This is a genomic window from Flavobacterium denitrificans DSM 15936 (assembly GCF_000425445.1).
GTDB classification, from domain to species: Bacteria; Bacteroidota; Bacteroidia; order Flavobacteriales; family Flavobacteriaceae; genus Flavobacterium; species Flavobacterium denitrificans.
The window spans coordinates 21,399-39,506 of record NZ_AUDL01000017.1; the positions used below are offsets into that span (position 1 = coordinate 21,399).

Below are 18,108 nucleotides of genomic sequence, written 5' to 3' on the forward strand. Positions count from 1 at the left end.
TATCAGAAATCTGCAATCCGAAAATTAGTGTTATCTAGCTTTTTCGGTGGTATAAATAACAAATTATCATGGCCAAGCCTGGCAGAATAAGAGTTTCTAATCCGAAAAACTTTCCCGCTATTGCACCTAAAAAGCATCCTATAAGAAATCCGATTATCGTAACTAATTGTTTTTTAAAACTTGATACAACATCGGTGTCTTTAAGTCCATTTTTTAGTATGTTTCCTAGATCCAGAGAAGCTTGTGTTACGTTTCCTGTCATCATTGTTGTTGGTCCGTGCGTTTCTTTAGCATATAATTTTCCAAAAGCATTTTGGAGCCCCATTGCAAATACTGTTGTCATGGCTATCGTGTATATTGTCCATTCTGCGGTATTTTGTAAATAGGCAAAAACGAATGAAGCAATACCGCTTAAAACCAATATTATTCCTTCCCAAAATAAAATGGTATAACGATTTGTTGCTTTTAATGCAATTCGCCCTCCGGTAATTACCGCAATTATAAAAATGGGGAAGGTTAACAGTTTTATCCACGCATGAATGTCTGAACCTTTGATGATTTGATAAGCAAATACAATGAAGTTGCCCGTTACGTGAGCTGAGAATATCGAATCGGCGGCGACAAATGTTACGGTATCGCAATACCCTGCTATTATGGTTAAAAGCAGGGTTACGTACCAAATGTTGTTTTGTTGTATTTCCATAATATTAGTTCAAGTGAGCACGAAGCATCCAAGCCATTTTTTCATGATTTTCTACAAGACCTGTAATAAAATCGCTTGTTCCGGCATCTTGTAAATCATTAGCAATAAAATTAATGTTTTCTCTAAGATAAATAATGATGCTTTCGTGATCCAAAAGCAATTCTTTGATAAAACCAATGCTGTCATTTTTTTCCTGTAGTTCTTCTGTAAGATGCGTCAATGCTAAAAAGTCTTTTAGTGTTGCAGGTGTATAATGACCTAGAGATCTGATTCTTTCGGCAACTGTATCTACGATTTCGTCGATTGCATCATATTGTTGTTCGAAAAAAATATGTTTGTTGTAGAAATCCGGACCTTCAACATTCCAGTGCGCTCTTTTTGTTTTGGTATAAAGTACAAATTCGTCTGCAAGAATTTTGGTTAGTACATCTACAACTTTTGAGATATTTTCTTGTTTGATTCCAATGTTTGATTTCATTTTAAATTGGGTTTTTAATGAATACTATGTTTAGAAAATTAAACACACAGAAACATAGATTTTTCTTTGACCTTGAAAAAGAATAATGAAAGAAACTGGTTTTTCACACATAGTCCCGAAGTCTAGGGATACATTAAAGTAAGTGAAACGCCTTTTTATGCTTTCCAATAAGATATGTTTTTATGTGTTTAAATTTAGTTTTTTGTGAGTGTTAATAAGTAATAATCAAGTGAATAAGTTCCTGCTCCAAGCGCCAGAAGCAATAATAAAGATAAAGTGTACATATAAGGAACGTCGCGAACTTCGAGGGAATCATTCTTGTGAACGACAAAGTAACCAATTGCAGTTACACCAATTGTTGGCAAAACAGCAAGACGTGTTCCGAGTCCTAAAATGATGAAAAACGGAATTATAGTATCTGAAAATGTTGCCACCAATCCGTTTAGTTTTTCTGGTAAATGCAACGGATTTGGAACGTGTTCTTTTTGTCCATTTTCAACTCTGAATTTTTTCATTCCGTGTACTCTAAATAGTTCAACTGCAAGTAAAACTCTAAATATTAAAAGAGCTCCATTATTGAATGAATTTCCTAAATCGGAATAAAGGATTTGTTTTATAATTTCAATCATTTTTTTTACTATTTAAAAGGCAAAACAAGAACATCCTAAAGCTCCCCAGAACGCATTATAATTGTTTACGGGAACATTGCTCATTCTGGCGACATTATGATTATGTGCGTGAACATCGCAACTTCCAGTACAGCTGTGAATTTGTGAAGTCAGTTTTGGTTTTGCATCTGCTTTTGCATTTTTTTCAATCGCACTTTGCAAACTGCTTCTTACTGGATATCCGTTATAAATATTCGTTGGCGACCAATCTGGCAAAATCGGAATATGAGGTGGGGAGAATGATGAAAAATCGCCATTTGCATACACAATTTTTCCGTCGACAATGGTTAAATCGGCTTCAATTTTTTTAATGTCTTCGTCTGCAATCGTAAAATAATCCCGATCTAAAACCACTAAATCAGCAAACATTCCAACTTTAATGTCTCCTTTTTTAGTTTGTTCTTGCGAAAACCAAGCACTTCCTCTAGTGTATAATTCTAAAGCTGTTTGTCTGTTCAATCTTGTTTCTGTGTACAATTGCAAGCCTCCAACCGTTTTTCCAACTGTCATCCAATACATAGAAACCCACGGATTGTAACTGCTCACACGCGTCGCATCTGAACCTGCGCCTACAGGGACTTCCATTTCTAGCATTTTTTTGATTGGTGGTGTATTTTCGGCCGCTTTTGCTCCATAACGATCAGTAAAATATTCGCCTTGATATGCCATTCTGCTTTGAATGGCAATTCCGCCACCTAAAGCTCTTACGCGTTCGATGTTTCTTTCGTCAATAGTTTCAGCATGATCAAAAATCCACGGTAGTCCGTTGAAAGGAACATCTTGATTTATTTTTTCAAATACATTCAAAAATCTAGTAATGCTTTCGTTGTAAGTTGCATGAAGTCTGAAAGGCCAACGGTTTTCTACTAATAAACGAACGACTTTTTCCAGTTCAGCTTCCATGTTTTCAGGAAGATCAGGTCTTGGCTGAAGGAAATCTTCAAAATCGGCAGCAGAAAAAACAAGCATTTCACCAGCACCATTATGACGATACATATCATTTCCTTGATACAATTTTACTGAATCAATCCAATCAGAGAAATCTTCAAACTCGTGCTTTGGTTTTTGAGTAAAAAGATTATATGCAATTCTTACTGTTAATTGTTTCTTTTCATTCAATTCATTAACAACTTTATAATCATCTGGAAAATTCTGAAATCCGCCGCCGGCATCAATAACACTTGTAATTCCGAAACGGTTTAATTCTTTCATAAAATGACGCGTCGAATTGATTTGATGTTCATAAGAAAGCGTTGGACCTTTTGCCAAAGTCGAATACAAAATCATCGCATTTGGTGTGGCAATAATAAGCCCGGTTGGTTCTCCGTTAGAATCGCGTTCAATATGTCCCCCCGGTGGAGCAGGCGTATCTTTAGTATAACCAACGGCTCTTAATGCTGCTCTGTTCATAATCGCTCTGTCGTACAAATGCAGAATAAAAACCGGAGTATCTGGCGCAATTGCATTGATTTCTTCTAAAGTAGGCATTCTGCGTTCAGCAAACTGAAATTCAGACCAGCCACCAACAACACGAACCCATTGCGGATTTGGTGTACGATCTACTTGTTCTTTCAGCATCCGAAGCGCATCTGCCAAAGAAGGAACGCCATCCCAGCGCAATTCTAAATTATAATTCAATCCACCACGAATAAGGTGAATGTGTGAATCGTTGATTCCGGGAACGACTCTTTTGTTTTGAAGGTCGATTATTTTGGTTTCTTCAGAAGCAAAAGTCATGATATCGCTATCGTTTCCAACGGCAATAAATTTTCCATCTTTGATTGCTACCGCCGTTACATTAGGTGTTTCGGTATTGAAACTATGAATTTTTCCGTTGAATAAAATTAGATCTGCTTTCATAATTCAATTATTTAGAGTTAAGTTTTGTGATAGCATCTTTGATACCTTCTCCAGCCACAGCATAGTAAGCTGGTCCAGCAAGCAAAATGATTTTGGAAAGAGGTTTGTATGCTGCTAGTTGTTTTTCTTTCAAAAAAGCTTGAGTTCTATAAGCTTCAAATGAACCTAAAACCACATTTTTAGCAACTAGTGCTGTTGGCGAATCAATTCCTGCATCCTTGACGTCACTCGCAAAAGAAAAATTGGAAACGCCTAAGCGTAAAGCTTCACGCATGGCAGTGCTTCCAACACTAATCATTATATCGGCATTGAATTTATTTCGATCTCCTAATCCAATCAACAATAATTGCTTTGATGCCAAAGTTCCTTTTGGTGGAGTAATCAATAAAGTTTCAAGCGAATGTCCGGTAAATTTGCCGCTTTTGCGTAATTCTGTAATAATGCCTTTTAATGCATCATCTAAATGTACCATTCCGTTTAGGTTTGCCGGCAGGGCAGGAGGGTTGAAAATATCACCTTCTGTATATTCAAAAACGCAGGCAACTTGTAAGTCGGCTTCTGCGGCAGATGGTCCTTGAACCAATCCGTTCACTGCTATTCCGTCTACTCTTCCCCAAGTAACTGTAGAACCTATAGAAGCTGTTTGCGCAAATGCGTTGTTACTAAGTGCGCCTGCAAGTGTTATAATAAGAAGCATTAGATATGAATATCTAAGACTATATTTTGTTGGGTTTGTTTTCATTGGTAATTTTTTGGTTAACGTTTGTGTATTCGTGAGAAATTTTTCAATGCGCTTAAATTAATTTTGCTAAAATTTGAATCCGAGTCGGGCGTTAAAGAAAACACCGTCTTTAGAATTTGGAATCATGTCATCAATAAAAGCTCCTGTTTTAAAATATTGAATACCGCTCACAACTGAAATATATTTATTTATGCTATATGTAAAGTTGGCCAAATATGCAGTGCCGATGTATTTTTCGTCAGAATCACTTCCACGAAGATTCAAAATACCACTAGGTCTGTAAACCCCGTCTTGTGTTGAAAATCGCCAGTTTAAAACCACATCGACCTGCATCTTAAGTTCTGGCAATAAATCCAGAGTAGCATAAGGATGAATATCGATAAGGTTTACAGGTCCAACCTGCGGACTAAAACCAAAATAGCCTCCTTTAGGATATAGCGGATTAAACGTTTGAAGATTTCCATTGCCTTGATTTTTATCTCCTGATATATAATCATTTCGGAGATTTATCGTTGGCTTAAATTTTACGTTTTCAAACAAATAACCAACATCAATAGATCCAGTCCATGCATTGATATTTCCTGATCCAAAAGTTCCAAATTGATACGCAGCTTCTAGATTATAAATAAAACCGCCACCATATTTCGAAAGTCTTGTACCGATAGTATGGCGTCTTTCTGGGGCAATTCCCTCTTCAAAAATAGAAGCATCTCTTCTGAATCCGAGGTAATAAACATCGAGATTTCCTGCTTTTGGGAAAAATATTTTAGAATATGCCCCCCAAAGATTTAGCTGTTTTGACATTTTATTATCAAAAACGCCTATGTGTACTGTGTCAGCCATGACAGCAAATGCATCAATAGCTAATCTTGACGATGTATACATTAATTTTCCTCCAGTAAAATACAATCTTGCATTTGGGCCTTCTCGAACAGAAATCAATCGTCCTGAACCATAATCCAATTCTTGTCTGCCAGCGCGAACTGTTATTTTCTTGTCTTTTTGTTGCCAGACATTTACATCTAAAAACAAATTTTGAACATTCAGCTGATCTTCGTCTATGCCTCGCGCTCCGTTTACACGTCCGTCTTCCAAGGCGCTTCGTAATTGGGCGAATATTCTAATTTTTTTTCCTAAATGAATATCAGCATGAAGATCATAGCGTTGCAGCAAGAAATTGTTGTGTCCAATATTAAATCTTCCCCAGTCTTCATTGTTGAAATCAACATATTCATATCGAGCTTCGCCTCCAAGAGACATATAAAAATCTTTTTCAGGACTTAACGGAATAAATTTTAATCGTTCATAAAAATTCCTGTTTGAGTCTTTTAAGAATTCATAATTTTCATCATAACGCAAAAGCTTAAAATTTTGTGCCAATGCTATGTTTCCAATAAAGAGAAAAAGTAAAAGTAACTTGGCGTATTTCGATATGGATTTTGATGATTCCAACATAATGAAGGGTAAAGGATTTAAAAAAAGAGTTGTCAGATTAGTGTTTCAACATATTATGCGCATAGTGAATACCAATACCGTATGAACCTCCATATTTTTTCATTAAAGTAGTTACCGGACCGTAAGTTTCTTCACGTGCCCAATCTCTTTGAAGTTCTAATAAATACTGAATTGCAGTTACTGGAATTGCGCCTGCTTGTATCATTCTCTGTACAGCGCGTTCGTGAGCCTCGCTGCTTACATCACCGCAAGCATCTGTAATTATATATACTTCGTAACCTTCTTCGATTGCAGATAAAACGGGACCAACAATACAAACACTTGTCCATAAGCCAGCAAGAACTAATTTCTTTTTATTTTTTGCTACAATAGCCTTATAAGCGTTTTCGTCTTCCCAAGTATTCATTGTAGTTCTGTCAATGTATCCAGAAGTAGCAATTGGATAAAATTCTTCGACTTCAGGAAAAACTGGACCTGAAAAGCTTTCTTCGGCAACTGTAGTTACAACTGTAGCTACATTGAAAATTTTTGACGCACCGGCAACAATTGCCACATTTGTACGTAATTCATGAACAGGAATATTGCTTGTTGCAAATGCCATTTGGCCTTCAAAATCGATTAATACTAATGCGTGATTTTCTGGTGTTAATAAGTTTACTGATGGTTTCATATTATTTATTTTAAGATTTATAATTAGTTAAGCCAATGGAATGCGAAACTTTTAATTGGTTATTAAAGAATAATTGGTCTTTTTAAAAGACGGTTTTAATTACTAGTGCGTGGAAAGTTTTCTAATCATTTCTGCAGAAACGGTATCGGCATAAATTCCGAAGGCACTTGTTAGAACACCTTTCAAATTGTAGATTTCAGATATAATGCCGTACACTATATCTTCATCTCCAGGATTAGTGTCGCCTTCAAAACGGAAAAAATATTCAATTTTAAATTCCTCTGGCGACATGCTTTGTCTATTGTTATTGTAACGAATACAATTAGAATCAAGATTAAAGTTTTCTGTAAAACCTTGAGTATTCAGCCATTGTAGTGCTTCAGTAACTGTATCGAAAGAGGGTTGTTGGAAAAAACTCATAATTTGATAGAATTAAACTGCCTGTAAAACCTTCTGCAGGCAGTTTTGATTGAATTATTTTATAAAAGCTAAAATATCGTTGTTGATTGTTTCTGCATTTATAGTCGGCATTCCATGTGAGAATCCTGGATATGAAATTAATTTTCCGTTTTTCAGCAATTTTGCTGATTTTGGCGCTTGATGAAACGGAACTATTTGGTCATCTTCTCCGTGTAATACAAGAACCGGAATGTCCAAACTTTTAAGATCTTCTGTGAAATCTGTTTCAGAAAAAGCTTTGATTCCTTCATAGTGTGACAAAACAGAGCCCATCATTCCTTGACGCCACCAGTTTTGCTTAATTCCTTCTTGAACGGTTTGGCCTTCGCGGTTCCATCCATAAAATGGAATTGGGAAATCATAAAAATATTGTGATCTAGTAAAAGCTGTTCCTTTTCTGATTTCGTCAAAAACAGACAAAGGCACACCTTCGGGATTTGATTCGCTTTGCACCATAATTGGCGGTACAGCACTTATGATAACTGCTTTTGAAATACGTCCTTTTGCGTATTTTGCAGCATAACGAATTACTTCTCCGCCTCCGGTTGAGTGCCCAACGTGTATTGCATCTTTTAAATCTAAAGCTTCAACCAATTGTGCAATATCAGCTGCGTAAGTTTCCATGTTGTTTCCTTCAGAGCTTTGGCTCGATCTACCGTGTCCACGACGGTCATGTGCAATAACTCTGTAACCTTTTTGAAGAAAAAACATCATTTGTGCATCCCAATCATCGCTTGATAATGGCCATCCATGATGAAAAACAATTGGCTGACCCGTTCCCCAATCTTTGTAATAAATTTGTGTTCCGTCTTTTACTGTAAATGTGCTCATGATTTTTGATTTTAAGATTAATATATTTTGCTATTCTGATTTTATGTGATAATTACTTCTTGTTTTTTAACATTTTTGATACTGAATTATCAATATTGTTGAGTTTGTATTGCAAATTTATTACAGTGAGAAATCTGCATCGATTAACCTAGGTTAAGAAGTAAAAATCCAGCCTAAATTTTTCTTAGTACATGAAAAAAACAATTTTGATTATCAGCAGTTTTTAAATTAACATTTGAATGCCAAAGAGTAGCCAATTAATGTGCCTGAATGTATAAAGTCTTTATCAATAGGACTTTTGACGTTTTTAGGGGTCTTATTTATTTACGATATATCGTTAATTTATGAATCGAATTTGTTTTATATAGAATTTTTGACAATTCTGAAGGTAAAGTTTAGCCGAGTAGTTTTTTATATTATCGTAAGAAAAGGGACAGTTTTTGTTTTTTCTACATAAATTTAGAGAAGTTATTCTCGAATTTTTCAGTTTTTTTAATTTTGAACACGAAGTGTTAGTTGTAAACTATTTGTTGATAAGTAATTATTTGTCAATGTGTTAAAGTTTGCTTTTAAATACAATATTTTAATAATTTTAACTTCAAGTTATCATGAATTAATTTAATCATATTTGAAATGGGAAAAGCAATTAAACTTCAGATAAGAAAAGAACTGAACGGTCATCAGCAGCTAAATGTGATTAGATTAAAAGGCAGTTTAATTTCAAATGGCTACACTGAAATAATTCATATCAATGATTATGATGATGAATTCCATATCAATACGTTCGAAACTTCACCAAATAATGCTGATGAGGTTTTAAATTTTATCAACGTATTTATAAATCAAAAGGAACTTAATAATACAGTTAGTGTTTATTGATTAAAATTACTTTTATAATCACCATCCTCAAACGGAAACTTTTCTTATTATATTCATCAGAGCAAACGTAATCTGATGACAATCTTTTTTTGTAGATTGCTGTTTCCTAATAAGCAAAATGATTTGCTTTGCGGTTTATTTTAAATAAAATTAAGAGTATGAAAAAAGTTATAATTATCGCATTGTTCTTGTCATGTGCGCCAATCCTACATGCGCAAAAAGCTTTCAAACCTCTTTTTGATGGAAAAACCACAAAAGGTTGGCATTCTTATGGTAAAAAATCAGCTGGAGCTGGATGGAAAGTAGAAGATGGCGTGTTGCATTTTGATCCTGAGACAGCAAAGAATGGAGAGGGAGGGGATTTAGTAACCAATTCTGAATTTGGGAATTTTCATTTAAAATTAGATTGGAAAGTGGCTCCCAAATCCAATAGTGGCATTATATTTTATGTGAACGAAAATCCGTCAAAATATCAAAATACATACAGTACTGGTTTAGAAATGCAAGTTTTGGACAACGACGGTCATCCAGACGGTAAAATCACAAAACATCGCGCGGGCGATTTGTATGATTTGATTCAAAGCAAGTCTGAACCCGTAAAACCTGTTGGCGAATGGAATACAGCCGAAGTAATCAGTAAAAATGGAAAACTGACTTTGATTCTAAATGGCGTTGTCGTTGTAGAAACAGTGCTTTGGGATGATAATTTTAAAAAATTGATCGACGGAAGCAAATTTGTTGGATGGCCAGATTTTGGAACATTCAAAAGAGGAAAAATTGCATTGCAGGATCACGGAGATAATGTTTGGTATCGTAATATCATGATTAAAGAGTAAGCGTCGTTTTAGTATTTAATAAAGATTTATCTTTGCAAAATATTAAAAAGCCATATAATGCCTCCTAAGGAAAAGTCAATTTATACTGTTCAGTTTATCTTATTATGTTTGAGTTCATTGTTGTTTTCATCTAGTTTTAACATGATGATTCCTGAACTTCCAAATTATTTGAGCAGTATGGGAGGGTCTGAATATAAAGGCTTAATAATTTCACTATTCACTTTAACGGCGGGAATATCACGCCCTTTCAGTGGCAAATTAACAGACAAATGGGGTCGCGTTCCGGTTATGGCAATTGGTTCATCTGTTTGTGTAATATGCGGTTTTCTTTATCCAGTGTTAAGTTGCGTATCGGGATTTCTTTTATTGCGATTAGTTCATGGTTTTTCAACAGGGTTCAAACCTACAGCGACTTCAGCTTATGTTGCGGATATTATTCCGCAGAAAAGATGGGGAGAAGCGTTAGGAATGCATGGTTTGTGTTTTAGTATTGGCGGCGCACTTGGCCCCGCAGTTGGTAGCTTGATCACAAATGCATTTGGAATAAATTTCATGTTCTACTGTTCGTCCCTGCTTGCGTTTTTATCGATTATTATTGTAATGAATATGAAGGAAACATTGGCAGAGAAAGAAAAACTGCACAAGTCAATGTTCATTCTTAGTCGAAAAGATATTATTGATGTTAATGCATTGCCAGCTGGAGTTGTAACTTTCTTTTCGTATACCGCCTTTGGACTTATACTTACTTTGATTCCAGATTGGAGCAGTCACTTGGGTGCGCAGAATAAAGGACTTTTTTTTACTGCTTTTACGGTTACGTCTGTCATGGTACGATTTGTAGCCGGAAAAGTTTCAGATCGGTATGGACGTCCAAAAGTTATTTTAGCAGGTTTATTTATCGTGGTATTGGCACTCTTTGTTATAAGTGAAGGCAGAAATATTCAGATGTTATTAGTAGGAGCAGGAATTTACGGAATTGGTACAGGAATTTTATCGCCTGCAATTAGTGCCTGGACAATTGATTTAAGTAGTCCCGAACATAGAGGAAAAGCAGTTGCTACTATGTATATTTCGATGGAACTTGGAATAGGAAGCGGTGCACTTTTGGGAGGAAGTTATTATAATGATCAAATCATGCGTATTCCTCAGATTATGAAATTTGATATTTTGGTTATCCTTTTGGGAATTATATATCTAATTTACTGGGGCAGGATTGTTAAAAGAAAGCGCGAAAATTTCACTTAAAAATAGAAACAAGATTATTTTGAAGAGCCTGTAAATTTATTTTGCAGGCTTTCTTGTTTAAATCGATGCAATTTGAAAGATCCTATACTGTTCCTGAATTTTTTAAAAGGAAGTTTATAGTTTTTTTAATTTTGGATTAGTTTGATAAATGCGGTATTCTGAAAAAGAGCCGTATTTGTTATTTAAGAGAAAACAAAAAAAAACAGAAATATAAAAAGCTCCGATGATGTTTATTTAATAGACGTCATCGGAGTTTTTTGTTATTTATTTAGGGCATTTTTTTTATGCTTATTGTTATAACGCATCCCAAGAAGCACTTGGATAATAGATAGAACTTGTTACTGGCGCTTTCCAATATTCTTGGCTACCACCACGGAAAGTATGAAGACTAACTGCATTTACATTTCGTTTAGAATCATTTGTCACCCAACGAATTTTCTGATTCAATATTTCTGTACCATTTACATAATATTTTACGTATCCATCTGTATTTGATCCTGTATTTAGCTTAACCGATATTTGGCAGTTGTATGTTACGCCTTCTTGAATGTAATACTTTTTTCCAAAATCATTTCCATACTGTCCAGGCTGGTCTTTGTAATATACATAGGGCTGAAGATAAGCACCGCTTCCTTTTGCAGTATTTGATCCATTCGGGCAATACCACATAAATCTGGCACTTCCGCCATTGCCATCCCATCCTGGATCACCACCGGTATTTTGATCACCAATTAAAATACCATAACCACATTTACCGCCTCGGCTCCAATAAAACCCAGAATTAAATTTCATTGTAAACCAAACAGTATACACACCTGTTGACCAAACGCCGTATGACGTGCATAACCCGCCAGGGCATGAAAGAGTGTTTGTCTGTAATGTAATTGTTCTGGCTCCAGCACTACCGGCTAATGCAGCAACGCTTTCTGCAGCGGCTTTTGCTGATACATCTTTAGCAGCAACATCATTATTAACGATTTCAGACATGTCTTCGTTAGTCGCTTGAACTGCATTTGTGTCTTGTTCCTTTTCACAGGAATTAAACACCAATACTGTAATAAATAATAAACTTGTTAATTTTAGAATTTTTTTCATTTTTAAAATTTTAAGGTTAGTAATAATTAATGGTTAGTAAATAATAGATAGTAATTGTATCATTTTGCTGAAATAGAGTGTTTTATAAATTAAAGATCAACAAAATGATAATGTAAAATTGATTAATAATAATTTGCAAGAGGAGTAATAAAGTCCGTTTTTACGTACACAAAAATCCGGAGCACTATTTTGTGGATTTTTTCTAGATCAGAAAAGACAATAAATTAATCTTAATAGTAATGAAAGTGATATAAAATGTTGATAGTCAGAATTTAATATTTTTATTTATTGATTTAGATCACGAAAATTTCTATTTAAAGAATGAAGAAGGGGCAAAAAAAGGAGTATGTATTTTTAAATACTTACTCCTTTTTTGATCGCTACAAATTGTTAGGTATTCAATAAACTGCAACGTCCCAAACATTGGACATACGAGCTTTTCCGTCAGGTCCTTCGATGTCAAGTATCACAATATATTTTCCTGCATTTTTATATTCATGAACAGGGTTTTGTTCATTTGAACTGGTGCCATCACCAAAATCCCAATGCCATTTGGTTATCTTGCCTGTACTTTCATCTATAAATGATACCTGTCGCTTGTTCATGTTTGTTATTTTGAAGGACCATTTTGCATCAAATGATTTTTGGTGTTTTTTCTCCAGTGGCTGTAATGTAAAAATAGTTCCAAGGCTTGAGTTGCCATACATTTTGTGGTTTTTAGATAAGTTCCAAAAACCTTTTTTTGTTTCGTCATTTACATCATCATAATCGATTACAGCCCATGTAAGTCCAATTTTTTTATTGTCATACAAGTTGGATTCGACTGCTCTTTCAGGGCCTTCGTTTCCTGCATAATCAAATAAGGTAATCCAGAATTCTGCAATTAGTTTTCCAGGCTGACCAGGCTTAAAGTTGTATGAATAGGCTATATTTGAGTAAGGCATTTTTTTTATCCATGGTTGACTGCCCCACGCAAGCGCCCAATCTTTCCCGACCGCTGGCGTAAAAATGTGATAATTTTGTGCATGAACTCCGTGAAAATCAAAATAGCGTTGCTGCCACGAAAGGTCTTGGTTTGGATGCAATTGATCCGTTAACGGTCCTCCGGAGAGGTCGCCATCTACTATTATTTCAAAAATGTCATTATGAAGCCCTGGCAACGAAAAATCCCAATAATCATCATAAGCCTCGTATAAAAAGTACAGTCGGTTCAGGCCTTTTACCCAAGCTACTTTCACTTTTACATCTAAATTTTTGGGATCTGTTTTTGGATAATGCTTTGAGTCGTCCCACAATTGGTCAGTGCCTACAATATATTCTGTTGGAAATGTATCCCAGTCATCTGTATTGCCATCAATTCTCGGAATCATATTGGCTGGAAACTGATATATTTTATAGCCTCTGTCTTCTTGTGAAAATGCCTTCGAACTTAAAAATATCAAAGCACTTAATATTAGGATGAATTTAGTTTTATATAACATGATGATTAGCTTAGATTATTGTCAATTGAAATTCTGATTCTAATATGTTTTCGTCGTCATTTTTTGTATTTCTAAATCCTTAAATGGCTTGCTGTCTTTAATAGAGAGTTCGTTAACATCTTTTAATATAAGCTTTCCAGATTTTTGATTTTCGGGTAGGTTGAGATTACGCATTTTCATGTTTTGTATATCGGTCAGCATTATTGCAGGACGCTTTTCTTCGCTTAATAAATACAGATTTACATTGTGGAGTTCAATGTTTTTAGCATGCCGAATAAAAAATCCATAAACCGGTAAAATTCCAAATTTTTGCGGTTCAGGATATGCTTTTTCAAATTCGGGAACTTCTTGCTGAATGTTGGTTTCTAAAGAATCGAGCGCACGATACCAAATACTTATATTACTGAGCCGAATGTCTTCTATAGGATGATTTGGAACCCCACTAATAAGAGTAGCAAAACGAGAATCGGCATTGTATACATTTATATTGCTGATATTTACACGACGCAATGCGCCTACTGGAGTGCCGTCGGGTGCTCTCATGCGGGAACCAAGACGAAGGAAAATAGGGGAGTTTATGACATCGCGCATTGTTATGTTGGTAATGTTTACATCTTCCAAAAGTCCGCCATCAACAGTTTCAAGTGCGAGTCCGCGACAGTATTCAAACACACAGTTGCTGATCGTAATGTTTTTAAAACCGCCATTTGATTCGGTTCCAAATTTGATTCGTCCAGTAGGGCCTTCTTTATCCGGCACCAAATGTGCTTCATTACGTAAATACGTACCATTGTAAAAGGTACCACGGTCAAAACCGCTTACACTGCAATTTGTTATAGTTACATTTTCGGTTGGACGTACATATCCCAAGGCAAAGGAACTCTTAAGGCAAATTCCATCATCCCATGGAGAATTAACACTGCAATTGGATATCCGAACATTTTTGCAACAGTCAATATCTATTCCATCTCTGTTTGTGTCAATTTTTAGATTATCAATGGTTAAATTGTCAACACCGGTTGCAAGTATACCGAAATGACCTCCGTATAATATGGTAAAATCTTTCAAAATTACGTTTCGACAAAGTTTTAGAGCAATTGCCTTATTTCCAATTGGTGCTTTGTATGGGCCTCCGCGCGATAATCCTTTGCCATGAATTATTCCCGGTCCAAGAATAGAAATGTCTTCAAGATTTTCACCCCATATCAAACTATTATGCCAATGACTATGTCCAAAATCTTGGAACTTATCATTTAAGGCGGGTTCTGGAGCATCATAACCGATCTCTCCAGAAGGAGTTGCGCCCATAATTGTTGCTCCTTGATCGAGATAAATTGCAATATGACTTTCTAGTCGGATAGAATAACTAAGATAAGTACCCGCAGGAAAGTATACCGTTCCTCCGCCCGCTTGTGATGCCGCCTTTATAGTATTGTTGATGGCATTAGTGTCAAGTGTACTGCCGTCTCCTTTGGCACCGTAGGCTTTGACGTTGAAGCTTGTTTCAGGTGATGCCCAAATACTGTTAAGTGTAATAATAAACAGATACACGCTAACAGTGAATTTTGAGAAAAAAGACGCGATAATTTCGGATAGAATTTTCATATGACTGAAACAAATAATATATAATTGTTTGTAATCTAAAAGTTTATTCAGAAATAAATATCCTGTACAATCCTGCTTCAAAGAAATTCATTTTCAAAACATTCAAAATTTCTCTATAGTTTTTTTGCTCGTTGCGCTGCTACATTAAATCCAATGCAAAAATTAGCATTTAATTTAGAAAGAAACGTATTAGATATTATTGTTTTAATATCTGAGAAGGTTTAAGCTCGTCTGGCGTGCTTTTGGTAAAACTGTCCCACGTTTCTTTAGAAGGTGTTGTAAATAAAGCTTTTAGTGCCGAAATATCAACATTTTCCTTCGGATTAAAAGAGGTTGATGTCATATAACGCGTCAAACTGTAAAGTAGCTGTTTTGCTGCTATTCTATTATTTGGATCACTGAATAAATCGGCACTGCAGACTATGATTTTTCCTTTTCCTGCTTTTGCTTCCATTATAAGTGCCAATTTTCTATTCATAAACCATGTATCAATAGGCTGAACTAGTGGTTTGAATCCAGCAGGGAAATCTTCGAGATGCATTACTTGGGCTTTATTGACTATTTCCCACCATTGCATATCACTATGGAATGAAGTTGGGAAATCATTAAAAGCTTTACTGGTAGTATCTACCAAAATGCCTAATGTGTGTGGAGGCTTCATTTTAAACCAAGAAGTATTCCAAAACACAGGCGTAAAATATTGAACGACTTCTTTTCCTTTAACTACTTTTCCTGCGGCGTTCAAAAATACAGTACCACCTTTTTGCAAGATTTTCTCGGCTTTTTCATCCAAGTTATCTGTAAAGTAAATGTTGTTGTCTATTTTAGGATTTTTTTGAGGATAAACCCAAAAATCCCAATCGTTAATTATTTCACTTTGTTCAAGACTTACTTCGAGTTTTAGTTTTGTTGCGGTAGTAATGCTGTTTAGTGGAAATGCAATTTCACCTATAGATGTAACGGTTCCCTTAGGCAATAATGTTTTATTTAGCAAACCATTGCCTATCATTTTTCCGCTGGAATCTTTTATTGTCCAATTTAATTTGGCATTTTCAATTGTTTTTGCTCCAAAATGGTATACCTCTATATTTGCTTTGAAAATTTCACTTTCCATATAAGTAAACTTTGGAATACGGCTTAATATAACAGTTTGGTTGCAAAATCGACGCCATTCATTCGGCGTAATATAACCTTTTTCCTGCCAGAGTGCATTTAAAACTCCTATAATCGCGCTCCCTTGACCCGGAAAATCCTGTAGACCTAAAAGCTGAAATCCTGCACTGTTGGCAGTGCGCAATGATTTTTCGATTTCTTGTTTGTAGCAAAGTGCTTGAAGTTTGCCTGATGCTTTTAGAAAATCTTCTGCCTGATCAAGCATTCCATGCGTTTTTAAGTCGGCTTGAAAAAGTTCGAAATTTTTAGCACGCATAACGCCTTTGTATTGCGTTATTTCTTTAAAATCGGGAAAAACACACCATTGGCCCATCTCATGCGTAATATATGGGATACTAAATGATTCGATTTTTTCGTGATAGTCGGTCATCGTCTCCGGCTGAATGTTGTTCCAATTTAGGCTTCGTGGTCCTGATTTGATCATATAATCGCTTTCAGGATATAAAGGCCAGCTCATTGCTACAGAAGCACCGGTATAAATATGGCGATTATCTTTATTTTTCCAATAAACATTAAATTTTTCAAGAAACGCGGCCTGATTTTTTCCAGCAGGTTCATTGCTAGAGGCAAAAAGACAAAAAGAGGGATGATTGCCATAATTTTTTATAATTAGAGCCGTTTCATCGTAAAGGTACTGATCGATAAACTTGCCATCACCTAATGTTGTGCCATGATTCGGCCATGTAGGGCCTTCGGGTTGGAGATAGAATCCCATTTCGTCAGCAGCGACAAAGGCGGCCTCTGGTGGACACCAAGAATGAAACCTGAAATGGTTGATCCCATGTTGCTTAGCAGTGGAATAAATCTTTTTCCAGCCTTCAACATCCATAGGAGGGTAGCCAGTAAGTGGAAATTCACAGTTATTCAAATCACCTCTTAAATGTATATTATTGCCATTAATTGTAATAAAACGTCCTTTTGTTTTGACAGTTCGCATTCCAAAAGTGACTTTATTTTCATCTAACTTTTCACCACTTTTGAGTGCAATTTGAAGTTGGTACAATGCCGGGTTAAATTCATCCCATAACTGCATTTTGTCTCCCATTTCAAATGGTATTTCAATCACCGTTGTAGTATCGGCGAAAGCCTTAAAATCAAGAGTTATTGCTGGAATGACATGTTTGGTCTCAGAGTTATAACTTGCGGCGCTTAAAACCAGTGTGCCTTTTTTTAGCTTTTTATTGGTATTGATGATGCTTATTACTACACGCGCTTTTCGATTTTCTACATCTGGATAAACCTGGACATCGGCAAGTTGAAGCAAAGGTTTTGCTGTAAGTGTTATTTTCCCAACTATACCATTCCAATTGCCTTGTGTATGATCGCTTACACTATGCGAATCTGGGCCGACATTCATGTTCTTGATCCTGTTGTCTATTTTTATAGTCAAAAAATGCTCGCCTGCAGTAATTTTAGATGGAAGATTATATCGATGAGGTGCAACTAGTGAATTGCCTTTGCCCAAAGGTATGTTGTCAATCCAAACCTCTGATTGAATATGAGGACGTTCGAGATATAATTCGATTTGTTTTTTAGTCCACTCTTTCGGAATTACTATTTTTCTTTGATACCAAGCAGCTCCAGCATAATATTTAACAGGACTAAGCCAAAAAGGGATTTTTATATTTCCCGGTTTGCGATAAGGTGCCAATCGAGAAAAATGATAATACGAACTGTCATAAATGGTTCCTGTCCACTTTGTGGTCAGACTTATTTCATCGCCTTTGCCATTTTCCGCCATGGAGCCAGGCAATTTGATTTTATCCTCTTTGATTTCCTTTTTATACCATTCCTCAGCTACTCCTTTGTCTTCAGGGTCAATCTTGAATGACCAATTTCCATGTAAAGAAATCTCTTGTGCATTAAGCGAGCCTATTATAAAAATAAAGAAGTATCCTATTCTTTTTATGTGATTTTGTAAATTCATC

16 protein-coding genes are annotated in these 18,108 nt (G+C 35.6%); 3 read left to right on the forward strand and 13 right to left on the reverse strand.

From position 1 onward, the window contains the following. Nucleotides 1-34 precede the first annotated feature (34 nt). From H600_RS0111215 to H600_RS0111255, 9 genes are all read right to left on the reverse strand, one after another. Nucleotides 35-703, reverse strand: a complete 669-nt coding sequence (locus H600_RS0111215; RefSeq protein WP_026728869.1) for a YoaK family protein — start codon at nt 701-703, stop codon at nt 35-37. Nucleotides 704-707: 4 nt separating this feature from the next. Next, on the reverse strand, nt 708-1,181 hold the full coding sequence (locus H600_RS0111220) for a Dps family protein (RefSeq protein ID WP_026728870.1): 474 nt from the start codon (nt 1,179-1,181) through the stop codon (nt 708-710). A gap of 194 nt (nt 1,182-1,375) precedes the next feature. Further along, nucleotides 1,376-1,810: a DoxX family protein gene (locus tag H600_RS0111225; protein WP_026728871.1), complete on the reverse strand. Its 435-nt coding sequence runs from the start codon at nt 1,808-1,810 to the stop codon at nt 1,376-1,378. 12 nt (nt 1,811-1,822) lie between these two features. Continuing rightward, nucleotides 1,823-3,709: an amidohydrolase gene (locus H600_RS0111230; RefSeq protein WP_026728872.1), complete on the reverse strand. Its 1,887-nt coding sequence runs from the start codon at nt 3,707-3,709 to the stop codon at nt 1,823-1,825. Nucleotides 3,710-3,716: 7 nt separating this feature from the next. Further along, a complete protein-coding gene (locus tag H600_RS0111235; protein ID WP_026728873.1) occupies nt 3,717-4,451 on the reverse strand; it encodes a M17 family peptidase N-terminal domain-containing protein in 735 nt (244 codons plus the stop codon). A gap of 66 nt (nt 4,452-4,517) precedes the next feature. Next, nucleotides 4,518-5,831, reverse strand: a complete 1,314-nt coding sequence (locus H600_RS0111240) for an alginate export family protein (protein WP_245176554.1) — start codon at nt 5,829-5,831, stop codon at nt 4,518-4,520. Between the two features lie 112 nt (nt 5,832-5,943). Beyond that, nucleotides 5,944-6,576: a hydrolase gene (locus tag H600_RS0111245; RefSeq protein WP_051234406.1), complete on the reverse strand. Its 633-nt coding sequence runs from the start codon at nt 6,574-6,576 to the stop codon at nt 5,944-5,946. 102 nt (nt 6,577-6,678) lie between these two features. After that, entirely contained in the window at nt 6,679-6,996 is a 318-nt protein-coding gene (locus H600_RS0111250) for a hypothetical protein (protein ID WP_026728876.1), read from the reverse strand. Nucleotides 6,997-7,050: 54 nt separating this feature from the next. Further along, complete coding sequence (locus H600_RS0111255; protein WP_026728877.1) at nt 7,051-7,866, reverse strand: alpha/beta fold hydrolase; 816 nt, start codon at nt 7,864-7,866, stop codon at nt 7,051-7,053. 633 nt (nt 7,867-8,499) lie between these two features. On the opposite strand from H600_RS0111255, the gene H600_RS0111260 reads away from it, so the two are divergent. From H600_RS0111260 to H600_RS0111270, 3 genes are all read left to right on the forward strand, one after another. Then, entirely contained in the window at nt 8,500-8,745 is a 246-nt protein-coding gene (locus tag H600_RS0111260; RefSeq protein ID WP_026728878.1) for a hypothetical protein, read from the forward strand. Nucleotides 8,746-8,903: 158 nt separating this feature from the next. Further along, the gene (locus H600_RS0111265) at nt 8,904-9,581 is read left to right on the forward strand and encodes a 3-keto-disaccharide hydrolase (protein WP_026728879.1); all 678 of its coding nucleotides are present in this window, start codon (nt 8,904-8,906) and stop codon (nt 9,579-9,581) included. 57 nt (nt 9,582-9,638) lie between these two features. Beyond that, a complete protein-coding gene (locus tag H600_RS0111270; RefSeq protein WP_026728880.1) occupies nt 9,639-10,826 on the forward strand; it encodes an MFS transporter in 1,188 nt (395 codons plus the stop codon). Nucleotides 10,827-11,120: 294 nt separating this feature from the next. On the opposite strand, the gene H600_RS0111275 is transcribed toward H600_RS0111270, so the two are convergent. The 4 genes from H600_RS0111275 to H600_RS0111290 form a co-directional block, all read right to left on the reverse strand. After that, nucleotides 11,121-11,921, reverse strand: coding sequence for a polysaccharide lyase (locus H600_RS0111275; protein ID WP_026728881.1), 801 nt, complete (start codon nt 11,919-11,921; stop codon nt 11,121-11,123). 398 nt (nt 11,922-12,319) lie between these two features. Beyond that, nucleotides 12,320-13,402, reverse strand: coding sequence for a PKD domain-containing protein (locus H600_RS0111280; RefSeq protein WP_035108581.1), 1,083 nt, complete (start codon nt 13,400-13,402; stop codon nt 12,320-12,322). Nucleotides 13,403-13,441: 39 nt separating this feature from the next. After that, a complete protein-coding gene (locus tag H600_RS0111285; protein WP_051234407.1) occupies nt 13,442-15,007 on the reverse strand; it encodes a rhamnogalacturonidase in 1,566 nt (521 codons plus the stop codon). 196 nt (nt 15,008-15,203) lie between these two features. Continuing rightward, the gene (locus tag H600_RS0111290) at nt 15,204-18,107 is read right to left on the reverse strand and encodes an exo-beta-1,4-galactosidase (RefSeq protein ID WP_035108582.1); all 2,904 of its coding nucleotides are present in this window, start codon (nt 18,105-18,107) and stop codon (nt 15,204-15,206) included. Between the last annotated feature and the right edge of the window lies 1 nt (nt 18,108).

Excerpts from the sequence above, each read along its gene's own strand:
- H600_RS0111215 (WP_026728869.1), bottom strand. The coding sequence starts at position 703 with ATGGAAATACAACAAAACAACATTTGGTACGTAACCCTGCTTTTAACC.
- H600_RS0111220 (WP_026728870.1), bottom strand. The coding sequence starts at position 1,181 with ATGAAATCAAACATTGGAATCAAACAAGAAAATATCTCAAAAGTTGTA.
- H600_RS0111225 (WP_026728871.1), bottom strand. The coding sequence starts at position 1,810 with ATGATTGAAATTATAAAACAAATCCTTTATTCCGATTTAGGAAATTCA.
- H600_RS0111230 (WP_026728872.1), bottom strand. The coding sequence starts at position 3,709 with ATGAAAGCAGATCTAATTTTATTCAACGGAAAAATTCATAGTTTCAAT.
- H600_RS0111235 (WP_026728873.1), bottom strand. The coding sequence starts at position 4,451 with ATGAAAACAAACCCAACAAAATATAGTCTTAGATATTCATATCTAATG.
- H600_RS0111245 (WP_051234406.1), bottom strand. The coding sequence starts at position 6,576 with ATGAAACCATCAGTAAACTTATTAACACCAGAAAATCACGCATTAGTA.
- H600_RS0111250 (WP_026728876.1), bottom strand. The coding sequence starts at position 6,996 with ATGAGTTTTTTCCAACAACCCTCTTTCGATACAGTTACTGAAGCACTA.
- H600_RS0111255 (WP_026728877.1), bottom strand. The coding sequence starts at position 7,866 with ATGAGCACATTTACAGTAAAAGACGGAACACAAATTTATTACAAAGAT.
- H600_RS0111260 (WP_026728878.1), top strand. The coding sequence starts at position 8,500 with ATGGGAAAAGCAATTAAACTTCAGATAAGAAAAGAACTGAACGGTCAT.
- H600_RS0111265 (WP_026728879.1), top strand. The coding sequence starts at position 8,904 with ATGAAAAAAGTTATAATTATCGCATTGTTCTTGTCATGTGCGCCAATC.
- H600_RS0111270 (WP_026728880.1), top strand. The coding sequence starts at position 9,639 with ATGCCTCCTAAGGAAAAGTCAATTTATACTGTTCAGTTTATCTTATTA.
- H600_RS0111275 (WP_026728881.1), bottom strand. The coding sequence starts at position 11,921 with ATGAAAAAAATTCTAAAATTAACAAGTTTATTATTTATTACAGTATTG.
- H600_RS0111280 (WP_035108581.1), bottom strand. The coding sequence starts at position 13,402 with ATGTTATATAAAACTAAATTCATCCTAATATTAAGTGCTTTGATATTT.
- H600_RS0111285 (WP_051234407.1), bottom strand. The coding sequence starts at position 15,007 with ATGAAAATTCTATCCGAAATTATCGCGTCTTTTTTCTCAAAATTCACT.
- H600_RS0111290 (WP_035108582.1), bottom strand. The coding sequence starts at position 18,107 with ATGAATTTACAAAATCACATAAAAAGAATAGGATACTTCTTTATTTTT.